The following is a 24,018-nucleotide window of genomic DNA, read 5'->3' on the forward strand; positions in this document are numbered from 1 at the left end:
CGACCTATGACAGCAGCTACAAGCATTATTTTAGCCGGTGTGGGCGGAAAAGGTGTCATTACTGTAACCAATGTGTTATCCCAGGGACTGGTTGCGCTCGGGTATGACGTGAAGGTCTCCGAGGTGCACGGTATGTCGCAAAGAGGCGGAAGCGTGCATGCACAGGTTCGTTTTGGCGACAAAATCTACTCTCCCCTGATTGAAATGGGCACAGCGGACTATATTGTCGGCTTCGATCAGATCGAAGCGCTGCGCTGGGGAAGCTTCCTGAAACAGGAGGGGCGGATGCTCGTCAATCTGGCAGAGCTGAATGAAGATACATACAAAGGAAAGTACGAGGACAACTTCAGCCGGTACAAGCATGTCACTTATGTCGAAGGAACTGCCATTGCCAAGGAAACGGGAAATGTGCGGAATGAGAATTTCGTCATGCTGGGCGCGCTGCTGCAGGCGCTTGGATTTGAATTCGATGTCTGGAAGAGCACGATGGAGAAGTATATCAAGAAGCAGTATCAGGAGGACAGCATTCTCTCTCTGCTTAGAGGGATGAGGGAACAACGGGTCGCCAGAGAAAAGGAGACGGTATATGAGCTCTAAGGCTTCGGCAAGCAAGCTTAAGCCGCGGAGGGCTGCAGCCGGGCAGGATGTGGCGATTGTGGGCATCGGGTGCAGATTCCCAGAGGCAGAGAATTACAGCAGCTACTGGAACAACATGATCAATCATGTGAATTCCGTCAAGCCTATCAGTTATGACCGCTGGCAGAACGGAAGATACGGACTGAAGAACGAGGCCGACCTCGGGTGGGACAATGAGCAGTTTGTGAAATACTGCGCTTCATTATCCGGCATCGACAAGTTCGACAATACCTTCTTTAACTTGTCACCCAGAGAGGTGGCGAGCATGGACCCCCAGCAGCGGATTCTGCTAGAAGAAACATGGCATTGTCTTGAGGATTCAGGGATTCCGCTGGCCGAACTCCAGAAGGAACGGACTTCTGTGTATGTCGGGGTTACCGGCAATGACTACGGTCTGATTGCATTGACCGGTGGTGATAAGGTCGATCATTATGCTGGCCTTGGTAACTTCGAGTGTATTGCGGCGAACCGCATCTCGCATACTTTGGGCTTGACCGGAGAGAGCCTCTCTCTGGATACCGCTTGCTCCTCCTCACTGGTTGCTGTTCACAAAGCAAGACAGAATCTCCAGGCCGGAGAAGCGAAGTATGCCATAGCGGCAGGCGTGTGCCTGGCCTATCATCCTTGGCGGTACGTGACCTTCTCCAAGTCGAATATGATGAGCCGGGACGGACAATGCAAGGCTTTTGACGAGAATGCGGACGGATTTGTGCAGGGAGAGGGCGTTGGCGTCCTGCTGCTGCAGAAGCTGGAGGATGCGGTGCGGGACGGCAACCATGTCTACGGCATTATCCGGGGAACGGCAGTGAACCACTGCGGCGCTTCACAGACCATCGCTGCACCGAGCATGAAAGCGCAGAAGGAATTGGTTGAAGCCGCTTTGCGGCAAGCCCGGGTAGATGCTTCGACCGTCAATTATATTGAGGCGCATGGCACCGGAACCGCTCTTGGCGATCCGATTGAAGTCGAAGCGCTGACCCAGGTGTTCAGGCAGTACACCGATCAGGAACAGTTCTGCACCATTGGCTCGGTCAAGACCAATATCGGACATTTGGCAAGTGCCTCCGGCGTTGCCGGGATCATCCGGGTGCTGATGATGATGAAGCATAAGACTATTCCCAAGCTGCTCAACCTTAACGGTCTGAACCCGCTGCTGGACTGGGAGCATACCCCGTTTAAGGTAGCCACGGCCAACACGGAGTGGGTGCCGGTCAATGAAGATACACCGTTGCGGGCGGGTGTAAGCGGCTTTGGCTTCGGCGGAGTCAATGCCCATGTGATTCTTGAGGCGTACGAGCCGCCGAAACCGGCCAGAGCCAGTAACAAACCCGTACCTGGTGCGCAGCTCTTCACTCTCTCTGCCCTGAACAGCGACAGTTTGAACGAGAGTATAGCCGTCTGGAAGTCTCATGTGAATTCGCCGGAGATGGCGGACGTATCCATCGGAGAGTTATGCAAAACGCTGCTTGCAGGCAGACGCCATTGCCGGGAATACAGAATCGGCGCTGTCATCCGGAGCAGGCAGGAGCTAGCCGAGTATCTGCAATCCGCTGCCTCCGCTGTTGAGCGGCTGGAGCCGGGCCGCAAGCGCTGGTCGGTACATTTCACCAATGTCATCTATACAGGATACACGGAGATTAAGAGCGTAATGGAAGAGCCGTATATCCGCGAAGTTCTTGAAGAGGTTATTGCCGAAACTGAGCTGCGCGGCGGGCCGGCCGCTATCCGGAGTGGCCTTACAATTGCCAAATGGAACAAGGATAAGCTTGCCGCCTACTCTTTCCTGATTAATTATACGCTGGCTAAAGTCCTGATGAGCCTGGGAGTTGAGGTTGAGACCGTGAGCGGTGAGCAGCAAGGGACGCTGCTCGCAATGGCGGTCAGCGGAATGATTACGCCTGTTCAGGCGTATGACATTCTGACCGGCAGGGCTACTCTTGCGGAAACGGTGCTGCAAAGACCGGAGCTGACCTTCATAGACCCTGTTCATCAAGTGAAGATTCACCGTATTAACATTGGCCCGGCGTATATTGCCGGCTTGCGCAATGTATGTATCACCGGTGCTGACGCTGCGGCGTTCAGGCATTATGTGGAGAAAGCCAGAATACTCAGCCGGACCCAATTTACCTTTAAGAAATATTTGCGGGATTGGGATCAATCCCCGGCACTGCAGGCAGCGAAGCTGTCCACAGACTCGCTGCTGCATCAGGAGCGGTTGTTAGCTGCCGGTGAGGGCGGCGAGGCAATGGAGCGGCAGCGTGTTCTTCTGCTGTTGATCGCCTACGGTTCGCTGCTGAAGCTGAATCAGAAATGGGATTTGTCGGAACGCATCACTTTAAGTGATGCGCGGCTGAGTGAATGGGTCCAGCTTGTTCTGGATGAGGTCATATCCAAGGAAATGGCCGTCCGGCTGTTAACTTCCTCTGATGAGGAAGAAGCTGGAGTACTCGAAGCTGTCCGGAATCAGCTCAATGAACGGCAGGATCAGCTGAATTTAAATGTCCCCTATACCTGTCTGCATGAAGCCAATCAGCATATGGACGAAATTTCCGGGCCCGCAAGCTGGAGAGAGCAGCTTCAGGAGCAATGTGCCGCGCAGAGCGTCCTGCAGTCTGAGGTGATCCGGCTGTGTGCAGGGGATAAGGAAACGGCAGCATTATCGCCTCAGAGTGACGGAGTCTTCGGGTTCCATGAGGTTCTGCTGAAGCTATGGCTGGCTGGGGCAGATTTAGATTGGAGCAGGCTGTATCCCGGCGGAAGCTTCAAGAAGCAGCCATTGCCCGGCTATGCCTTCAACCGTTCTTCGCATTGGATGGCGGCCCCTCAGGCTGCTCCGGCTCAGAGCCATCCGATGATTGATCTGGCGAAGTCCAGCCCGGAGCGGCTGCTCTTCGTGAAGACGCTTAAGGTGAGCGATTTCTATGTTGGCGAGCATGTTGTGGATGAACGGGTGATTTTGCCGGGAGTCGCTTATCTGGAGATGGTCAGGGCGGCAGGCGAATTCGCGGCCAGGACGCAGGTGCATTCCATTAAGGATGTGCTATGGGTGAACCGGCTGGAAGTGGCCGATACACGGGATGCCTATATTCAGCTCACTCCCGAATCAGGGCATATGAAGTTCCAGGTATATACCGCGGAGAACGGCACCCGGCTTATTCATTGCACGGGCAAGCTCTATACCGGGACTGGACAGCAGGCGGAGCGGCGCAGCTTCAATCTTGACGCTATTCAGGCCCGGGGCGGAGTCAGAATTGCCAAGGATTTCTGCTACAACGAGGTGTTTGGCAGCTCTATCGGTTTTCAATATGGACCAAGCTTCCAGGCTACAACAGAAGCACTGTGCGGAAGCGGAGAATCGCTGGAGAAGCTCGACCTTCCTCCGGACCTGCTGCCTGCATTTAGCCAATATATGCTGCACCCGTCCCTTGTCGATGCTGCGCTGCGGGCAGTGACCTGGATCGGCGGAGCCGAAGCATACAAGCAGCTAAGATTGCATATTCCGTTCGCACTCGGCGAAGTCCGCATCTACGGCTGGCTGACGCCAAGCTGCTATTCATATGCGGAGATTGTACCGGAGACCGCAGGCAAGGCAGCGGGGATGAAGCGTTTCAATGTCTATATTCTGAATGAGCAGGGGGAAGTGCTGGTGGAAGCCAGAGACTTCACGATCCGGGCCATTCAGCCGACCAATGCGGTTAGTGCGGCAAGCCGCATTCACCTGTACACCGAGCGCTGGCAGGAAGCACAGCTTCCGGAAGCCGGGGGTCTTGGCGGCCATAGTGAAGGGATCAGCAAGGCTGAAGTGAAGAATATGCTGTATTTGGTCCGGGACAAAGCAAAGGCTCACCGGCTGGCAGAAGCATTCGCCCGGGAGCATACGGTGCCGGACAACATCATTATTGTGAATCCGGGAGCGGAGTACAGCGCAGCTGCAGGAAGTCTGGAATACAGCATCCGGCCTGAACAGGAAGCGGATTATGGCAGGCTGCTCACGGAGCTGCTGGCTAAGGGGATAAGGATTGACGCTATTCTGTATGAGTGGGATGGGGAACAGGCAGAGATCCTGAACGCTTTTTATCCGGTTCTGTATCTGTTCAAGGCGGTTACTCAGCTCTATTCCCAGGAACAGGTCCGCTTCTTGCTTGGCGCAGTCCGCAGCGGCAGCCAGCCGGGAGCGGGAATGCTGCGGGGGCTGTCCAAGGCCTTTCAGGCCACCAACCGCAGCTTCATCCCGTCCGTAATCTATTGCGACCATGCTGAAGAAATTCCGTTCTACGCGGCGCAAGAGCTGCTGTACCGCAAGCAGGCGTCTTTTGTGGAAATTAGTTATTCAGGCGGAGCGAGAGCCGGCCGTGTGATCCTTCCGCTGGAGTCATTACCGGAAGCAGAGTTCAGCGGTTTCCGCAAACAGGGTACCTACCTGATTACCGGCGGAATGGGTAAGCTGGGACTTGCCGTGGCCGAATTTGCCCTGCGGAATTATGAAGCCAATGTGGTGCTGACCGGAAGATCCGCACTGGATGAACCGAGAAGCCGTGAGCTTGAGCGGCTGCAGAGTTATCCCGGGCAGGTTATTTACTTGCCTGGTGATATCGCGGAGCAGCAGACTGCCGCAGAGATCGTGGCGCAGGCCCAACAGGCTTTTCATTCCATTCACGGCGTTATTCATTGTGCCGGAGTGCTCGGTGAGCAGCCGCTGATGGAAGCCAGTCCTGAACAGATGGCAGAAGTGCTGCTGCCCAAAATCCGGGGTGCGATCAACCTGGATGAAGCTACGCAGCTGGAGAAGCTGGATTTCTTCGTGTTTTTCTCGTCCATTTCCGCAATCATTGGAGATTTCGCCAGAGGTACTTATGCGGCGGCGAACAGCTATCTCGACCGCTTTGCCTTACTCCGGGCTGAGCAGGTTAAGGAGGGTATGCGTTCAGGTGCCTCGCTGTCGATCAACTGGCCGGTGTGGAATGACGGCGCGATGCAGTTGTCCGGAGAGGAAGCCGTACAATACCGCCAGCAGGCCGGGATGGAGCAGCTGGATACACAGGCCGGTCTTGAACTGCTGGAGCAGCTGATCCGCACGGGCGAGTCCCGTATCATTGTAGCCTGCGGAGAACGGCAGCAGCTGAGCATGGTACTTGCGGCAGTTACAGAAGAGAAGCCGCAGCAGGAGAGGGTGCTGAATGCTTCCGCGCAGAGTGTTCATGAGCGGCAGCGGGCAGCAGCGGTAACGGTAACGGGCGGGGCAACAGCTCCACTGAAGCTTCCGGTTCCGCCAATCCAGCAGCAGCAGCCGCTTCATAGTGGTCTTGTCCCCAACGTTAAGGTGGAGGAAGCTATTCAGCAGTACTTGAAGGGAGTCGTGTCGCAGGCGACCGGGGTTCCGGCAGTGCAGCTTGAAGCCTCAGCCGACTTCTCCAAATACGGCATCGATTCCATCATGATCATGGAGCTGAATGGGATCCTGGGCAAAGACTTCTCCGATTTGCCAAGCACACTTTTCTTTGAATACAGCACGATTGCCCTTCTGGCGGCATTCTTTATGGATAATCATGCGGAATTCTTTCAGCAGTCCGCCGTTGAGTCAGGGCAGAGTAGGGAAACGGAGCAACAAGAAGCAGTAGTGGATGAAGCGGCGGAACAAGTGATGCCAGAAACGGTGTCAGCAGAAACGGGAACTCTCCAGGAAGCGGCTGTAAAAGAGGAAGCTGCCCCCGCCATGTCCCGGCATCAGGGTGCAGAAGCAGTAAGCGGGGATATTGCGATTATTGGCTTGAGCGGACAGTACCCGATGGCGGATACGCTGGAGGAATTCTGGGATGTGCTAAGCGGGGGGCAGGACTGCGTTACAGAGATTCCGCCGGAGCGCTGGGATTACCGCAAGGATTACCATCCTGAGAAAGGCAAGCCGGGCAAAGTGTACACCAAGTGGGGAGCGTTCATGAAGGATGTCGAGAAGTTCGATGCCGGATTCTTCCATGTCTCCCCGCGGGAAGCGGAGCTGATGGACCCGCAGGAGCGGCTCATGCTCCAGACCACCTACCATACGCTGGAGGATGCGGGAGCTGCCGCGGATACCCTCTCCGGCAAGAAGGTTGGCGTATTCATCGGCGTTATGAATTCCCATTATCAGCTGCTAGGTGCCGAGCAATACAATAACGGCCGGCTCATGGATGTCCGTTCTTCATTTGCGTCCATCGCCAACCGGATTTCATATCATTTCAACTTCAAGGGACCGAGCCTGGCCATTGATACGATGTGCTCTTCTGCGCTGGTGGCTATCCATATGGCCTGCGAGAGCATCCGGCATGGCGAGAGTGAAATGGCGGTGGCCGGTAGTGTCAATACCCTAGTGCATCCGGCAAAATATATCTTCCTGACCGATCAGCGATTCGGCTCCACAGAAGGCAAGTGCCGGGCCTTCGGCCAGGGCGGGGACGGCTATGTTCCCGGTGAAGGCGTTGGCGCGGTTCTGCTGAAGCCGCTGGAGGCGGCGCTCCGTGACGGGGACCCTGTCTATGGCTTAATCAAAGGAACGGCGGTCAATCACGGCGGCAAGGTCAGTTCTTATACTGTGCCTAATCCGAATGCCCAGTCCGAGCTGATTGAGGAGGCGCTGCGGAGGTCTGGCGTGCATCCCGAGCAGATCAGTTATATTGAGGCCCATGGTACCGGAACCGCGCTGGGAGACCCGATCGAGGTGGCCGGGTTAACGAAGGCGTTCAAGAAATTCACCGCCAAAACGCAGTTTTGTGCCATTGGCTCAGTCAAGAGCAATATCGGACATCTCGAATCGGCAGCCGGTATGGCCTCCTTGACCAAGGTGCTGCTGCAAATGAAGCACAAGCAGCTGGTGCCTTCAATTCTAGCAGAGCAGCTCAACGAGAATATAGATTTTGCCAAAACGCCGTTCTATGTACAGCGTTCGCTCCAGCCGTGGAAGCCGCTTACGGAGGAGACGCCGGATGGGCTGAAGGTTCAGCCGCTCAGGGCGGGCATCAGCTCCTTCGGGGCAGGCGGCACCAACGCCCATATCGTAATTGAGCAATATGAGCCGGACGTACCTCCTGCAAGGCAGAGTGAGGAGCAGCTCATATTGCTGTCCGCCAAGAGCAGGGACAAGCTGCAGGCGCAGGCCCGGCAGCTCGCGGCATTTATCGCCCGCCACCGGACGGGTGGACGGGCTGTGGACACAAGTGAGCTAATAACCGCCCGATTACAGGCTGTCCGGAACCGCTGTCTGGACGTTGTCGCGGAAGTGCTAGGCGTGAACCCCGGGCAGATCGACTACGACGAAATTCTGACTGAGCTGTGCGCGGATGCTGTACACCAGGTTAGGCTGGCCGATGCCATCAATGAGCTGGTTCAGGAACATGCTGCCGACAGCACATTAGGGGCTAACCGGTCGCTGCGTGAGCTGATGAATCATCTGGAAGCGGCTGAGCTTAACCGGAGGAATGCCGGGATCGGATTTGATACCCAGGCTTACGCCGAGACTGCTGCGGCTAGTGCGGCGGAGATGGATGCCGCCGATACAGAAGAATATACACTGCGACTAGAGGATGTCGCTTATACGCTGCAGGTTGGGCGGGAAGCTTTTGCCGAGAGAGTGGCCATTGTCAGCCGGGATATCGGGGAGCTTAGGGAAGTGTTAATCCGCTTTGCTGCCGGAGAACCGAATTTGCCGGATGTCTACACAGGCAGCCTGGACCCGCAGCGTGATATTGCCGCCATTCTGTTCCAGAACGAATCCGGGCATCAGTTTATCGCCAGCGCGGTTCGCAACAGACAATGGCCGCAGATTGCCCAGCTCTGGCTGCTGAAGGCGAAGATAGACTGGAAGCTGCTGCATGATGAACGCAGCGGTGCACGGGTGATCCCGCTGCCGAATTATATTTTTGACAAGAAGAGATATTGGATCGGCAATGGCTTCTCGGCAGCTGCCGCTGAGGGCAATCGCTACACGATTGAAGCGGAGCCGGATTGGGAATCGGAACCGGCCTGTGATGAGCAGAACAAGAGCCTTCAGCCACAAACTTCACAGACTCCGCAAACCGTGACTCCGGCAGAAGCGATCGGATGTGTAGAAACGTCTGCAGACTCGGTGGAGCAATGTCTGAACCACACGCTGGAGGAGGTCATTTATTTGGAGGCCGGAGAGGTTAACGCCGATCTTCCCTTCTCGGAACTGGGTGTAAATTCAGTCTTGACGCTGGAACTGGTTGACAAGCTGAACGACCGGCTCGGCCTTGCACTGCATTCTAATGATTTGTTCAATTACAACACGGTACGGCTGCTGACTGTCCATATTCTGGAGACAGCAGGAACGGGATTTGCGGCCTCCGGGAACTCCGGGCTGGCGGTGGATAGCCCTATAGATCTGAATGAACTTGAACTCTTACTGGAGGGGAGCTAATGCCGATGCAGGGCAGAACACATACACCGGACTTTACGCAAAATAATGGGAATGTGCGCAGCGATGATATCGCCATTATCGGCCTCTCCGGCAGATTCTCCGGCGCCCGCAATGTGCAGCAGTATTGGGACAACCTTGTGCAGGAAGTGAGCAGTCTTCAGGAAGCGCCTGCTGAACGCACGGAGCTGAACAAGCTGACCCCGGCGCAGAGGGCACATATCCGTTATGGGGGCTTTCTCCCGGGCGCGGATCAATTCGATCCTTTGTTCTTCCACATCTCTCCCAAAGAAGCGGAGCATATGGACCCCAGACAACGGCTGTTTCTGGAAGAATCCTGGAAGGCCATAGAAGATGCGGGATATTCGCTGCAGGATATGTCAGGCAGCAAATGCGGCATATTCGTGGGCCTTCAGCAAGGGGAGTACCTGGAGCGTTTCCTGGGTGAGACGAACGAGCATGTCCCTACGGGGAACAGCTTGTCGGTCATTCCGGCGAGAATTTCCTATCTGCTGAATTTAAAGGGGCCGAGCATCGCCCTGGATACGGCCTGCTCCTCGTCACTGGTAGCTTTGTCACTCGCTTGTGACAGCCTGCATAATGGCAGCAGCGAGATGGCGATCGCCGGAGGTGTCCAGCTTATGCTCACGCCATGGATTTATATGTCGCTGGGCAAGCTGGGGATGTTGAACACCGACGGAATCTGCAAGCCGTTCGCCGAGGAGGCGGATGGCATAGGCCTGGGTGAAGGCGTGGGTGCTGTGCTCCTCAAGAAGTATGCTGCCGCGAAGCGGGACGGAGACCATATCTACGGAGTCATCAAGGGCATCGGGGTCAATCAGGATGGTAAAACCAATGGCATTACCGCCCCAAATGGTCTCTCACAGGCAGCGCTGGAACGTGAAGTCTATGAGAAATCCGGGATTAACCCTGAACATATCAGCTATGTGGAGGCGCATGGCACGGGCACCCGGCTGGGCGATCCGATCGAGGTCGCTGCCCTTACGGAGACCTTCGGCGCATTCACGGACAAGAAGCATTATTGCCATCTCGGCTCAGTCAAAGGCAACATAGGACACACCCTGTCCGCCTCGGGCATGGCGGGTCTGATCAAGGTTCTCCTTAGCCTGCAGCACGGCAGAATTCCCGCTACGCTTCACTCTGGTGAGGGGAACAAGCTGATTGATTTTAAGAACAGCCCATTCTATGTGGGAAAAGAGACCGAGGAATGGCGCAGGGAAGCCGGGCGGCCAAGAATGGCGGCGGTCAGCTCGTTTGGAATGAGCGGAACCAACTGCCATGTGGTGGTTGCGGAGCATATAGAGCGGGAAGAAGAAGCTGTCACCGGCACAGCCGGGGACAATGACGGGAAAGTGCTGCTGTTCGCTTTGTCAGCAAAAAGCGATATGGCACTTGAGGCCAAGGTACAGCATCTGCGGGATTATCTGCAGGAGCACAGAAGCTTGGGCAGACTGGCCAATATATCGTATACACTGCTGGCCGGAAGAGATCATTACGCCTACCGCAGCATGTTCATTGCCGCAAGCAAGGAAGAGCTGGTCCGGGAGCTGGAGGCATTTCTTCATAAGCAGCCAAGCTCAGGCTGGTATAGCAGCGGCGGATCGGGCGGAAGTGGGCGGGTGAACCCTGCGTTGAAGGCCAAGATGGAGCAATTGCTGGTCCAGTTTCATCAGGACCGGCTTACTCCGCAGGAACGGGCAAAGGCGGCGCAGTTGATTGCCAATTATTACATCAAAGGCTATGCAGCCGATTTCAAAAGCCTGTCCGCTGCCGGGAGCTTCCGCAGAGTGCCGCTTCCAGGCTATCCCTTCGATTATATGCGCTGCTGGATCGAGGCAGCGGATGAGAAGGGAAGCGCGGAGAATAGCGGAGCTGCCGGAAGTACCGCAGCTGCCGGAGGGGCTCGCGGAGTATCCGGAAGTGGCGGAGCTGCCACAGGAGCTGACCAAGTATCCAGAAGCAGCTCAGCTGCCCGGGCTGCCGGAAGTGCTGGAGCAGCGGCAGAGGGGCAGCTACATCCGCTGGTTCACCGCAATGTGTCAACGGTGCAGGGAATCGGCTTCATAAGTGAACCGGAGGCTGCCGGAAAGGCCGTGTTCGGCAAGTCTATCTATGGGGCAGCGGTATTCAGTGAAGCTATTCTGCTGGCTATAGGCGCGCAGGCTGCACTGCTGGGAAGTGGTGCTCCGGGTATTGCCTCACTGGAGCAGATTCAGTTCGGCCATCCTGCTTCTGACAAGCAGCAAGTGAAACTGAATATTCAACTTCAAGGTGAGGGTGAGGGGGATTCCCTCCGGTTCGCTGTCCTGCGCGAAGGATCGCAGCAGGATATCCTGGCGGCAGGTACGGCCAGAACAGGCCTGGCTTATCCGTCTCACGAACCGGCAGCGGTGGATATAGGCAAGCTCAAGCAGGAAGCAGCGCAGGTTCGGACTGGGGATGAAGTCTACCGGGTACTGGAGAATCAAGGTATAGCTTATGAAGCACAGGCACAGATCATAACAGGCTTGTACAGCAGCCTGACAGACCACTTGGCGGTAATTTCACCAGGCCCATTCCATTCGGCGGACGATGTCATGGCAGCTATGTTAACTGAAGCTGTCCTGCAGGGGCTGAACATGGATATTATCGGCAATGGCGGCACGGCGTCTGCAGCTTATGAGATCGGCGAAATACAGCTAATTCGCCAAGCCTCAACGGCGAAATATGTTCATTTTCAGTCGGGCGGTCTGGAGACTGCCGGCAGTGAGCTTCATTATGACGTTCATGTGCTGAATGAGTCGGGTGAAGCGGTGCTGTCCTTTAAGAACATCCAGATGGTTCCCGTCAGCACCCGTGAGATTGTTACCGGGGAGCAATACGCTCTGCTTAAGAAGGAATGGATGAAGTCGGAGCAGCCTCGTGAGCGCAAACGGGTTGAAGGGCAGTATCTCATCATCGTAAATGAAGAGATGGATGATGACGCAGTTGCAGCGGTCAGAGCAAGCTTTGAAGCGCCGCTGATCCTGTGTGACGGAAAGGCGCAGCAAGCCCGTGACTCCGTGTTACCTGTTGACTTCACGCTTACAGAAGATAGTGAACAGACGATTGAAGCCGTACTCGGGATGAAGCTGAAACTCAAGGGAATCGTTGATTTCTCCGATCTCCATGCACAGCCGAAGCCCATGTCCAAGCAGAGCTACGGTAAAATCATGCTTCTGCAAGCGCTGGTTAAGCAGGCGGGCAAGGATTTTCGGATTGTTCATTTGACCGGCGGGGTTCAGAATCCGGAGAACCGCACGGCTACTCTGGCCGGAGCGGATATCGCCGGGATCATCCGCACGCTTGGCGCAGAATATAGACAAGTCACCGCCCGCACCGTGGATATCGGCCTGGATGCTTCGGATATTAACCGGCAGCTCCGGATTGTCTTAGACGAATTAAGTCTGGACTCAGATACCGCTGAAGCGTGCTATGCGGACGGATTGCGGTATGAGCCGGTTATCACCACGCTGAAGCAGCAGAATAAATGGATCGGCCGCGAGTTGCATAACCGGTTGAAGGTAGACCCCAAGAAGGTCTATGTCATTACCGGAGGCACGCGGGGGATCGGGGCCGAGATGGCCCGTCTGCTGGTCCGAAGAGGCGCACGGAAGCTGGTGCTGATGGGGGTTCAGGCTTTTCCTGCCCGGGAGGATTGGCCGGACATCTTGTCCGGCACTGTCCATGATCCGGGAAGTCTGGCACGAATCAAGCGGGTAGTGGAGCTGGAAGCCTCCGGTGCCCAGGTTGAGGTGTATTCCGGTTCGCTGACCGATGCCGGGCAGCTTATGCCTTTTGTTGAGAGCATCCGGCAGCAGTGGGGCGGAATTGGCGGTGTTGTGCACTGCGCAGGCTCCAATCTGAATCAGCACCCGGCCTTTGTGAACAAAAAAATCGCCGATATCCGGCAGGTCTTTGAACCTAAGGTTGAAGGGGTGGCGGCACTCCAGCACATTTTTGCCCAGGATAAGCTGGAATTCTTTGTTCTATTCTCCTCCATTTCAGCTCTGGCGCCGCTGTTGTCTGCCGGGCTTAGCGATTACAGCGCAGCCAACTATTATCTGGACCTGTATGCACAGCATCAGCACACCCTCGGAAACAGTTATTATCAGTCGATCATCTGGCCGAGCTGGTCAGAGGTCGGGATGCTGGCGGATTCCGGATTTCAGCTTAGCCCGCTCTATACACAGTCCGGACTTACCGCACACAGCCTTGCCGATGGCCTATTCATGCTGGAGGACATCATCATTGGCAGGGATTCGCCAAGTGTGATTCCGGCTATTCTGGACATGGATCTTTACCGCCCGGAATTATTGATCAAGGCAAGAGCTGAACGGGGGAAGGGTTTACCTGGGGCGAAGGCCGTTGTGAAGAGTCAAGGCAGTCCTGACGCTGCGGTAGCCGGGGGGAATGTACAGAATACACTGAGTACCCCAAGTGACCTGCAAGAAGCGTCCGCCCTGATTCTGGATATCTTCTGTGCAGAGCTGAAGCTGCCGGGGGACCGTGTACGTGAGGATGTTCCGTTTGCCGAAATCGGCGTGGATTCCATTCTGCTGATCGAGGTCATTAAGAAGCTGGACACCGCTTTTCAGACACGCATAGATCCGGCGTTGTTCTTCGAGCTTAGAGACATGCGCGCGCTGGCAGAGCATCTCTGCTCAACCGGCGCAGAATATAAGAGTCAGCCGGAGCTGGTGCAGGATGACCCGCCTTTGCTGACAGGCAATAGAATCAGATTCGCTGAACCGTATAACCGGGTGCCGGAATTTCATTACGGCCGTGGCAGGGAAGCAAGAATGCAAGCGGTACACAACGTACAGGACGAAACGCCTAGCCCTGAAGGCAGGCATGATGGACGGATTGCCGTTATCGGCATGGGCTGCCATTTTCCGGGGGCTGGAGACAAGGACGCCTTCTGGAACAATCTGCGGCAGGGACTGGACAGTATTACGGAGGTTCCGGCCAGCCGCTGGGATAAGGATGAATGGTACGCTCCTGTCTATGCAGAAGGCAAAAGCATCAGCAAATGGGGCGGGTTCCTGGACGATATCGAGCGCTTCGACGGCGGGTATTTCGGCCTTAAGGAGAATGTGGAGCAGATCAGTCCGCTCATGCGGCAGTCCCTTGAGGTTACTGCGGAGACCATTCTGGATGCGGGCTATGAAATGGAGGACATCAGCGGGAAGAAGGTCGGTGTATTCATCGGCGCCCATCCAGGCTCTTATCCGGGCTGGGTGCAGGATATCAATAAGAATACGATTATCGGCATCGGGCAAAATTTCATCGCGGCTTATGCCTCCCATTTCTTCAATCTCAAGGGTCCCAGCCTAACGGTGGACAGCGCCTGTTCTTCCTCGCTCCTCAGTCTGCACCTGGCCTGCCAGAGCATCCGCTCCGGCGAGTCGGAAATGGCTATAGCGGGAGGGGTGGATCTGCTTCTGGATGAGCGTCCCCATCTCGTATTCAGCGCCTCCAAAGCCATGTCGCCGGACGGCAAATGCCATACCTTTGATGAGGAGGCGAACGGTATCGTCCCGGGAGAAGGCTGCGGGGCGGTGCTGCTCAAGCCGCTGGCCAAGGCCCTCGCCGACGGAGACAGAATCTACACGGTCATTGAAGCCTCGGCAACCAACAATGACGGCCGTACGATGGGGGTTACCACCCCAAGCATGCAGGCCCAGGAAGAGGTTATCGCTGAAGCGATCCGCCGTTCCGGTATTAACCCGGAGACGATTGGTTACGTGGAGACGCACGGCACAGGTACGATGATCGGTGATCCCATTGAGCTGAAGGCCCTGACCTCGGTTTACAAAAGATATACCGGTGCCACAGGCTTTTGCGGTGTGGGCAGCGTGAAGACCAATATCGGCCATTGCCTCAGCGCGGCAGGTATTGCCAGCTTCATTAAAGCGGCGCTGTGCATCCACCACAAGATGCTTGTTCCCACGCTGAATTGCAGCCGGCCCAATCCGCGCTTCGACTTCGGGCACTCGCCTTTTTATCCGGTGCTTGAGGCCGCAGCCTGGGACAGCCACGGGGAGGCCCGGCGGGCAGCCGTCAGCTCCTTCGGATTCGGCGGCACCAATGTTCATATGATCATCGGGGAGTGCGGGGAGGATGCACTCAGCGGTTATACCCGGCGCAGATATCCGTTGCCTGCACCGCTGTATAACAGGCAGCAGGCCTGGGTAAACCGCGGGAAGGAAGAGGGCAGGCAGACACAGGATGAGCAGGATCAGCTGTCCTTTCTGCAATTCGTGGAAGAGTAGGCATGAATACGGGAGAGCGGAGAGGTGTGCACGCATGGACGCTTTAAACGGTGTGAAGTTCAGTACAGTAATTAAAAACAGCAATTATATCGTCAGAGATCATCGGGTTCACGGTGTACGGATCATGCCGGGTGTGACGCTGCTTGACATGATCTACCGGTTCCTGCAGACCAAGGGCATCAACCTGCGGGATATCGAGCTGCGCAAGGTTCTGTTCAGCGAGCCGGTCTCCACCAGCGGACAATATGATAAAAAAATCCAAATCTCGTTCACCAAGAAAGCGGACGGATACGAGGTCGTGGCGCAGAGCCGGAAGATTAAGGAGCATGAGCTCCTGGACAGTACCTGGGATGAAAACCTGCGCTGTGAGCTGCATTTGTCCCCTGCGCGCACCGGCGAGCGGAAATCAATCGACATTCAGCAGATTAAAAGTCTGAGCCATCGCGTGGAAGATATGGACCATGCCTACAGCTATGTACGGAGAATTGATATCCGCCATCTGGAATTTATGAAGGGTCTGGGGAAGCTGTATTACGGCGATCAGCGTATCCTGGCTGAGATTACCCTGGGCGAGCTGGCGAAGGAATATATGGACCAGTTCTACATGCACCCTTGTTATCTGGATGCGGCAACGCTGGTTCAGGGATTCGTCGTATTGCAGGAGCTGGATTTCTCCAGGGACATTCAGGCTTCCATTCCGATGTTCATCGAATCCTTCCGTTCCTATGAACCGATGAAGGAGCAGATCTATGTCTATATCAAGGATGAGGGTTATCCGGATGGAGACATCAAGGACCTGATGTATTTCGATATCGAGGTGTATAACGGGCAAGGACAGGAGATTGCCAGCTTCAGACGCTGGGGCCTGAAGAAGATCCGCTCCAGGGAACTGATCAGCGGGCCTCAGAAGGTTCAATCTCCAGCAGCTTCCCCACTGGTTTCGTCCGCACCTGCTAAGCTGGAGCCGGTCCAAGTCAAAGCCCAAGCTCCGCTGGCCCGTATAGGAGATCCGGCGGAAGAAGGTATGCGCAAGGCTGCCGTTACCGCTTATCTGAAGCGGCTGGTAAGCGGTCTGTCCGGAAGGGATGAAGCTGAGCTGCGGACCGATGAGGGTTTTTACAATCAAGGGCTGAACTCACAGCATTTGCTGGACATCGTCAAGCGGCTGGAAGAGAAGCTGGGATGCCCCCTTTACCCAACGCTGCTGTTTGAATACGCCACGATGGAGGAGTTAAGCCAGTATATTCTCCGGGAGCATAGCAATTCGTTTTTCAGCTCCGATACAGTGGCTGGCGATGTGCACCAATCAGTCAAGCCGGAACCGTCCGCTGCGGCCATTCACGCCTATACCTCCGCTTGGATCAACGGCCCGCTAACACAGCTTAGCGAGTCAGGATACCCGGGACAGCAGGAGCAGGTACTGGTCTTGTGCGGGCAGCAGGATGAACTGCTGTCTCTGGCGGGAATAGAGGCAGGCAATCGCTACACCTTTGTGCTTCCGGGAGAGCAATTTACCGCAGCACAAGCCGGCATTTACCGCATGAACTTTAACTGCGAGGATGATTACAGGCAATTGGCAGATGAATTACAGGCAGCAGACCGCATGCCCACAGTTCTGGTCAACAGCCTGAATTGCGGCGGGCGGAAGCAGGGCGGTCTGCCGGAGTCCGAGCAGCAGGTAATCCCCATGTTCTACATCCTGCGGGAGCTGCTGAGAAGCAAAATTAAATCGGCAGTAAAGGTGCTGTATTTCTTCGATCAAGAAGGTTCTGCCGCTCATCCGGGCGATGCAGCGATGGAGGGATTCCTGCACTGCATCCAATCCGAAACGGATAAGGTGTCTTATAAATGTATCGGCCTGGATGCGGAGAACCGCAGGCAGCTCCGGACAATTTTCCAAGATGAACTCTACAGGGGCTGGGACAGCGGGCGCCGTGTGGTGTATGAGCAGGACATACGGAGAATACAGACCTACCGTAAGGCAGGACACGTAGCTGGCGGAGGTAAAACGGCCATTCGCAGCAATCAGGTCTACTTGATTACAGGCGGAGCCGGAGGCATCGGACTGAAGCTGGCAGCCCATGTTCTGCAGCAAGGCGGGACAGCCATTCTCTGCGGCAGAGCTGTCAAGCTGCCGGAAGAGGCTGCAGCAGGGTTAGGCGCGCATCAGCGTCTGGATTATGTGGCTTGTGATGTAACGGACCGGACATCGGTGGAGCGCCTGCATGCTTTTGTGAAAGAGAAGTATGGGGAATTGGACGGAATCTTTCACTGTGCGGGACTTACACGCGATTCGTTACTGGTACATAAGGACAGTGATGTGCTGCGTCAGGTGCTGCGGGTGAAGGCGGAGGGGACGGCCAATCTCGATGAAGTGTTCAAGGGGGAGCCGCTCACGTTTTTTGCCGCTTTTTCCTCCGTGGCGGGAATTCTGGGCAATCCAAGCCAAAGTGATTATGCGTATGCCAATTTATATATGGATGGCTATATACAGCAAAGAGAACTCTGGAGAGCGCAGGGGCTGAGAAGCGGCAAATCCCTGTCCGTCAACTGGCCACTCTGGCGCGAAGGCGGCATGAAAGGCGACGAACATACGGAGTTTGCGCTAAAACACAGATTTGGCATCTCGCTCCTGGAGACTTCCGCAGGGATAGAGGCGCTGGAATGGGCGCTGCAGCGGGAAGAAACCCTATTGCTCATGGTTCCGGGGGAAGAAAGCAGGATTAACGCTGTCTTGGTCCGGGACGGGGAGTGGAATGAGGAGTTACATAAGGAAACGGCGGCTACACAGCCTGAGATGGCTCCGAATCCGATTACCCGTTCTGCCGGAGGTACAGAAGAGGATGACCTAGCGATTATCGGAATCAGCGGGAGATTTCCGGGTGCGGACAATCTGCCGGAGTATTGGGAGCTGCTCAAGGCAGGACGGGACGCCGTATCGGAGATCGATCCGCTGAGGTGGAGTCATGAGGAGCAGCAGCAGATTGCCCGGGAGAGCTGGGGCAAGGACAGCTCCCGGTGGGGCGGCTTCCTCCGCGATGTGGACAAGTTCGATTCACTGCTGTTCAATGTGGCCCCTTATCAAGCCGTGCTGATGGACCCGCATGAGCGGGTGTTTCTGGAGCTGGCCTGGGAAGCATTCGAGGATGGCGGGTATATCCGGTCTGCGCTCAAAGGTCAAAAGGTAGGCGTATTCGCCGGAGCCATGTGGATGCAGTACCAGCTCTACAACACCAGCCGGCAGGTCTCCACTTCCACCCTCTCGTCGATTGCCAACCGGGTCTCATATTATTTTGGACTGACCGGACCTTCGCTGGGCATTGATACCATGTGTTCCTCGTCGATGACGGCACTGCACATGGCCTGTCAAAGTGTGAAAAATCAGGATTGTGCCATGGCCCTGGTTGGAGGGGTGAATCTCTCCGTGCACCCGGATAAGTATCTTCTGTTGTCCCAAGGGAATTTCGCTTCCTCGGATGGCCGGTGCCGCAGCTTCGGCGAAGGCGGCGATGGTTACGTGCCTGCGGAGGCAGCGGGCGCCATTCTGATCAAGCCTCTAAGGCAGGCAGAGCGGGATCATGACCGGATCTATGCAGTTATCAAGGGCAGCGCCATTAATCATGGCGGGGAGGCCAGCGGGTTCACGGTTCCCAATCAGCGTGCACAGGAGGAGGCCGTGTCCGAAGCGATTCGCAGAAGCGGCATCGATGCCGGCACCATAAATTATATCGAAGCGCACGGCACGGGGACCTCGCTCGGCGATCCGATTGAGATCAAGGCGCTGATGAATGCTTTTGCTCCCCATAAGGACGAAGCCTTCAGCTGTGCCATCGGTTCAGTCAAGTCCAATATCGGCCATGCCGAAGCGGCTGCAGGCATATCCTCCATCGCCAAGGTGCTTCTGCAGATGCAGCACGGGCAGCTTGTACCATCAATTCATTCTGAACGAATTAACCCGCATATCCGGCTTGGCGATTCGGGCTTTTACATTCAGCAGAAGCTGGAGCCGTGGAAGCCGGTCACCCGTAACGCAAACGGGCGGACAACGGTGTACCCGAGACGCGCCGGCATCAGTGCTTTTGGTGCGGGAGGTTCTAACGCCCATGTCATTCTAGAGCAATATACCGGCAGCAGAAGCAGCGGGAATCAGGATCAGCAGAATGTTGATAATGATCCGTATATCTTCATATTATCCGCGCAGACCCCTGAACGGCTGCAGGCTTATGCCCGGCGGATGAAAGCTTTTATGGAACAAAGAACAACAGAGGGCCACGGTAGTCATAAGGACATGACAGCTGCCCTGCAGGAGGTCATTGCTCAAATGCTGGACCTTCCGGTCACCGGGATTGGACAGGATCACTCTCTGGAGGAGCTGGGCCTCGGGCCTGTTGAATTCATCCAGCTGTGTGACAGGCTCCTGGCGAGCTTTGGCATCCAGGCAAATGCTTCTGCCGTTAGCGGTGACTTAACAGTGGAAGAGCTCAGCAGTCAGCTTGTACACGGAGTTGCAGGTATGGAAGGTTATGAGGCTGCTGAAGTCAGGGCCGGGGCGGTGCAGAAACTGTCGTTGCCGGGGCTCAGCTATACACTTCAGGTGGCCCGGGAACCCATGAAGCACCGGCTGGCTGTCGTGTACCGTACACTTAGTGAGCTGCTGGTGACGATCGGGGATTATTTGGAGCAGCGGGCATCCGCTCAACTGTTCACGTCAGAGGCAGGCACGGCTGCACAAGGGCAGGCAAGCAAGGCGCAAATGCAGAGCCATGTACAAATCCAGGCTAATCCGTATACGCCGGGCGATGCTGAACGCCTGGCCCAGGCATGGGCGGAAGGCGCAGCTATAGACTGGCGGACATTATACGGGAATGACGTACCTGAGCTTCTTTCGCTGCCGCATTATCCGTTTGCCCGAAAAAGCTATTGGATCGAGCCGATTAACCCTTCACAACTAATTACAACTATACAAGAGTATGCAGAACCCGCTCCAACTGCCGGATTCGCAGCGCCTGAAGCATTTCCGGCGTATGCGGGAAATGAAGTTTTGCTGGAGCATGTGGAGGGCGGCGTCGCTATTATCCGGATTCAGGATGCCAAGCATAACAATACTTTTACCCATGAGGTTATACAGGGGCTTACCCATTGCTTCCATGCCGCGCAGCAGGATGAGCAGGTCAAGGCGATTGTGGTTGCCGGGAATGAACGGATCTTCTCCATGGGCGGAACCCAGGAGCAGCTGCTGGATATTTCTGACTCCAAGCTGAGCTTCACAGATGCGCCGATTTTGTACAGGGGGATGCTGGAGTGCCCTATTCCTGTGATCTCTGCGATGGAAGGCCACGCTTCCGGTGGCGGCCTGCTGTTCGGACTGTATGCGGATATTGTGGTTATGGCTGAGGAGAGCTTGTATTCCGCTGCTTTTGCCAAATACGGCTTCACTCCGGGGATGGGCGCAACCTTCATTCTGGAGGACAAACTGGGCAAGAATCTCGCGGTTGAGATGATGTTCACGGCCAAAATGTATTCCGGCGAACAGCTCAAAAGCAGATCAGCCTCCGTCATCTTCCGGGCAAAGGACAAGGTGCTGCAGGAGGCGGTGTCGATTGCCCGGCTGATAGCCGAGAAGCCGAGGACCACGGTCAGTGTGCTGAAGCAGGAGCTGTCCAGCCGGGTGCTGGATTCATTGCTGCAATGCGTGGAACGTGAGAATGAAATGCACCGGATTACCTTCACCACCTCAGAGGTCAAAGCAAAGATCCGCCACTTATACCGGGCCGCGGAAACAGGGGGGAATGAGCGGGAAGCTGTAACGGCAGCAACCCTGTCTGCACCTGAAGATAAAGGAAACAAGGCAAGCCTGCCGACCGGGGGGATACATTCCGGTTTAACGGATCATGCCGGTTCAACAGGTTTTGACAGTTCAACAGATTCTGCTGGCTCCAGTCCTTCCATACACGCTGCAGGAGCCGAACGGAGCGTCAAGGACAAACTGACCCGGATCATCGCTAACCGGATACAACTGGATGAAGCGGAACTGGACGAGGATATGAATTTCAAGGATATGGGTGTGGATTCCATCAGCGGCGTTGAAATTGTGCGCGATCTCAATGAGAGCTTCAGCCTGCAGCTCGACACCATCGATATCTATGACTACTACTCTATTAATCTTCTTGCCGCGCATATCGGGCGCAAGCTGGGGTCGTTTTTACAGGTTAAGGAAGCGGAAGTATCGGGAATACCGGGATTAAAGGCAGTATCCGCAGTCTCGGGAACATCATCAGGTATAAAAGGGGAAGCAGCAGCCGGGATCTCAGGAGGGCTTGCCGGATCAGGAGTATCAGAGATATCCGCCAGCTCTTCTGCCTCATCGGTTAACCAGGAGGACCGTGATCTGCTGGAGCTGTTGTCCAGGCTGAACGAGGATGAGCTGGATGTGGACGAAGTAGCCCAGTTTTTGGAGGTGTACTATGAGTAACGGCGAGACGATCAAGGACATATTGCAGCAGATCAAGGACCATAAGCTGGAGGCCCGCGAAGGTCTGAGACGTATCCATGAGCTGAAGCAGCGGGGAGATGCGGTTTCCGGTGCAGAGCAGACCCTCTCTCCGGAAGCCGTGGAGCAGCAGGTCAAGGATGTGCTGTGCCGGGTAGTGAAGCTTCAGCCGGAGGAGCTGAGCCATGAGCTTTCTTTTAAGGAAATGGGCATTGATTCGATCAGCAGTGTGGAAATTGTCCGCGATTTGAATGAAGCGCTGCATATCCAGCTTGACGGCATCGTGCTCTATGATTATCCGACCATTCCCGAGCTGGCCCGGTATATGGTAGATGAGATTCAGAAGAACAGCGGCGCAATGCCGGTGAAGGGAATCAATGCCAGTGCTGCGAATGCGAACCCGCAAGAGCAGACACACGAACCTGTCCAGTCCCAGCGTTTGAACCACAGATATGAATATATGAATGATCTAATCGATCAATTCTCGACAAACAAACCGGCAGCAGCGCCGTCCAAACCGAAAGCGCCAATGAAGGAGCCAGTGAACGACTTTAAGGAGCCGGTAAAAGCTTCTGAACCAGCCGCAGTCTCGCCGCCCGCCGCCCGATCCCTGAATCCTCTAGCCGGGCGTCAGGCCAAGGAGGAACAAGCATCTGCGGTGCAGGCTGCCTTATCCGCTGGACAACCGGCCTCTGGAGCGCCCAAGCTGACACTGAAAACCGGCGCAGCCCCCATAGCACCCGCAGCTTCAAGTACAGAGGCTACAGGTAAAATCAAACTGGGCTTTGCCGCCTCCCGCCCTGCGGAAGAACCGGTAAAGATCATGCCGGAAGCTCCACTAGGAGTTTCCGTTGACCAAGTCCTAGCCGCCGCGGCAGAAGGCATTGCGATTGTCGGGTTATCTGGCAGATTTCCCGGCGCTGCTTCGGCGAGAGAGCTGTGGCGCAATCTCCGTGACGGCGTATCCAGCACGGGTGAAGTTCCCGCCAGCCGGTTCGATATTCAGGCATGGTATGACGAAGACCGGAAAGCGGATCAGAAGACCTATTGCACGGTTGCCGGACTGCTTGACCATGTGGATGAATTCGATCCGTTATTCTTCAATATTTCTCCTAAGGAAGCGGAGATTATGGACCCGCAGCAGCGGATTTTTCTGGAGGAGGCCTGGAAGGCGCTGGAGGATGCCGGATATTCCGACCAGGTGGTGCAGGATACCCGCTGCGGCGTATTTGTCGGCTGTGCACCAAGCGATTATACCAAGCATCTGGAAGCGAACCGTCTAAGCAATACCGCAGATGCTTTTACCGGAACTTCTTCGTCGATCCTGGCTGCGCGAATCTCGTATTTTCTCAATTTGAAAGGTCCGAGCATTTCAATAGATACCGCCTGTTCCTCGTCGCTGGTTGCCGTACACCAGGCATGTGTCAGCCTCTGGAATGAGGAATGCGACATGGCGCTGGCCGGAGGTATCCGGCTGATGATTACCCCGGACAGCATGGTGCAGAGCAGCCAGATGGAGATTCTGTCAGCGCAGGGTGTATGCAGGCCCTTCGATCAGGAAGCAGACGGGACCCTGCTGAGCGAGGGCGTAGGGGTCGTGGTGCTGAAGCCGCTGAAGCAGGCGCTGGAGAACAGGGATCATATCTATGGTGTAATCCGCGGCTCAGGTGTGAATCAGGACGGCCGGACCAATGGCATTACCGCACCAAGTGTGAACTCGCAGATTCAATTGGAGAAACGGGTATACGAGAAGTTCCGCATCGATCCGGCCGAGATCAACTATGTCGAAGCGCATGGAACGGGCACCGCTTTGGGGGATCCGATCGAAGTAAAGGCCCTGACCGAAGCGTTCCGCGAATTTACGCAGGACAGCCAGTATTGCGCGCTTGGGTCAGTCAAAGCCAATATCGGACATGCCACAATGGCCGCCGGTGTCGCCGGAATGATCAAAATCCTGCTGTCTCTGAAAAACAGACAAATCCCGCCGCTGATCCACTATAACCGGCTTAATGAGAAGATCAGGCTGGACGGAAGCCCCTTCTACATCAACACTGAGCTGGTAGATTGGCCGGAGAACAAAAGGGGCTCCAGAATGGCTGCAATCAGCGGGTTTGGCTTCAGTGGCACGAACTGCCATATCGTCATCGAAGAATACCGCAGGGGAAGCTAGA

5 protein-coding genes are annotated in these 24,018 nt (G+C 55.6%); all 5 read left to right on the top strand.

Going from position 1 to position 24,018, the window contains the following annotated elements:
* The first annotated feature begins 6 nt into the window (after positions 1 to 6).
* The 5 genes from GC101_RS00790 to GC101_RS00810 are packed head-to-tail and all read left to right on the top strand — an operon-like array spanning position 7 to position 24,017.
* Entirely contained in the window at positions 7 to 597 is a 591-nt protein-coding gene (locus GC101_RS00790; RefSeq protein ID WP_042137642.1) for an indolepyruvate oxidoreductase subunit beta, read from the top strand.
* Entirely contained in the window at positions 587 to 9,046 is an 8,460-nt protein-coding gene (locus tag GC101_RS00795; protein ID WP_171715707.1) for an SDR family NAD(P)-dependent oxidoreductase, read from the top strand. Before GC101_RS00790 ends, GC101_RS00795 begins: the two co-directional genes overlap by 11 nt.
* Positions 9,046 to 15,357, top strand: a complete 6,312-nt coding sequence (locus GC101_RS00800; RefSeq protein ID WP_171715708.1) for a beta-ketoacyl synthase N-terminal-like domain-containing protein — start codon at positions 9,046 to 9,048, stop codon at positions 15,355 to 15,357. Before GC101_RS00795 ends, GC101_RS00800 begins: the two co-directional genes overlap by 1 nt.
* 34 nt (positions 15,358 to 15,391) lie before the next feature.
* Positions 15,392 to 21,829 carry an SDR family NAD(P)-dependent oxidoreductase gene (locus GC101_RS00805; protein ID WP_171715709.1) on the top strand — a complete coding sequence of 2,146 codons (6,438 nt, stop codon included), beginning with the start codon at positions 15,392 to 15,394 and terminating at the stop codon, positions 21,827 to 21,829.
* Positions 21,822 to 24,017 (top strand): type I polyketide synthase, encoded by a 2,196-nt coding sequence (locus tag GC101_RS00810; RefSeq protein ID WP_171715710.1) that lies wholly within the window; start codon positions 21,822 to 21,824, stop codon positions 24,015 to 24,017. Before GC101_RS00805 ends, GC101_RS00810 begins: the two co-directional genes overlap by 8 nt.
* Position 24,018: the final 1 nt, after the last annotated feature.

It is taken from the genome of Paenibacillus phytohabitans, from assembly GCF_013141775.1.
Taxonomy (GTDB): domain Bacteria; phylum Bacillota; class Bacilli; order Paenibacillales; family Paenibacillaceae; genus Paenibacillus_AQ; species Paenibacillus_AQ phytohabitans.

What these genes read in the sequence shown, in the direction of transcription:
- GC101_RS00790 (WP_042137642.1), top strand. Translation starts at nt 7, where the DNA reads ATGACAGCAGCTACAAGCATTATTTTAGCCGGTGTGGGCGGAAAAGGT.
- GC101_RS00810 (WP_171715710.1), top strand. Translation starts at nt 21,822, where the DNA reads ATGAGTAACGGCGAGACGATCAAGGACATATTGCAGCAGATCAAGGAC.
- GC101_RS00795 (WP_171715707.1), top strand. Translation starts at nt 587, where the DNA reads ATGAGCTCTAAGGCTTCGGCAAGCAAGCTTAAGCCGCGGAGGGCTGCA.
- GC101_RS00805 (WP_171715709.1), top strand. Translation starts at nt 15,392, where the DNA reads ATGGACGCTTTAAACGGTGTGAAGTTCAGTACAGTAATTAAAAACAGC.
- GC101_RS00800 (WP_171715708.1), top strand. Translation starts at nt 9,046, where the DNA reads ATGCCGATGCAGGGCAGAACACATACACCGGACTTTACGCAAAATAAT.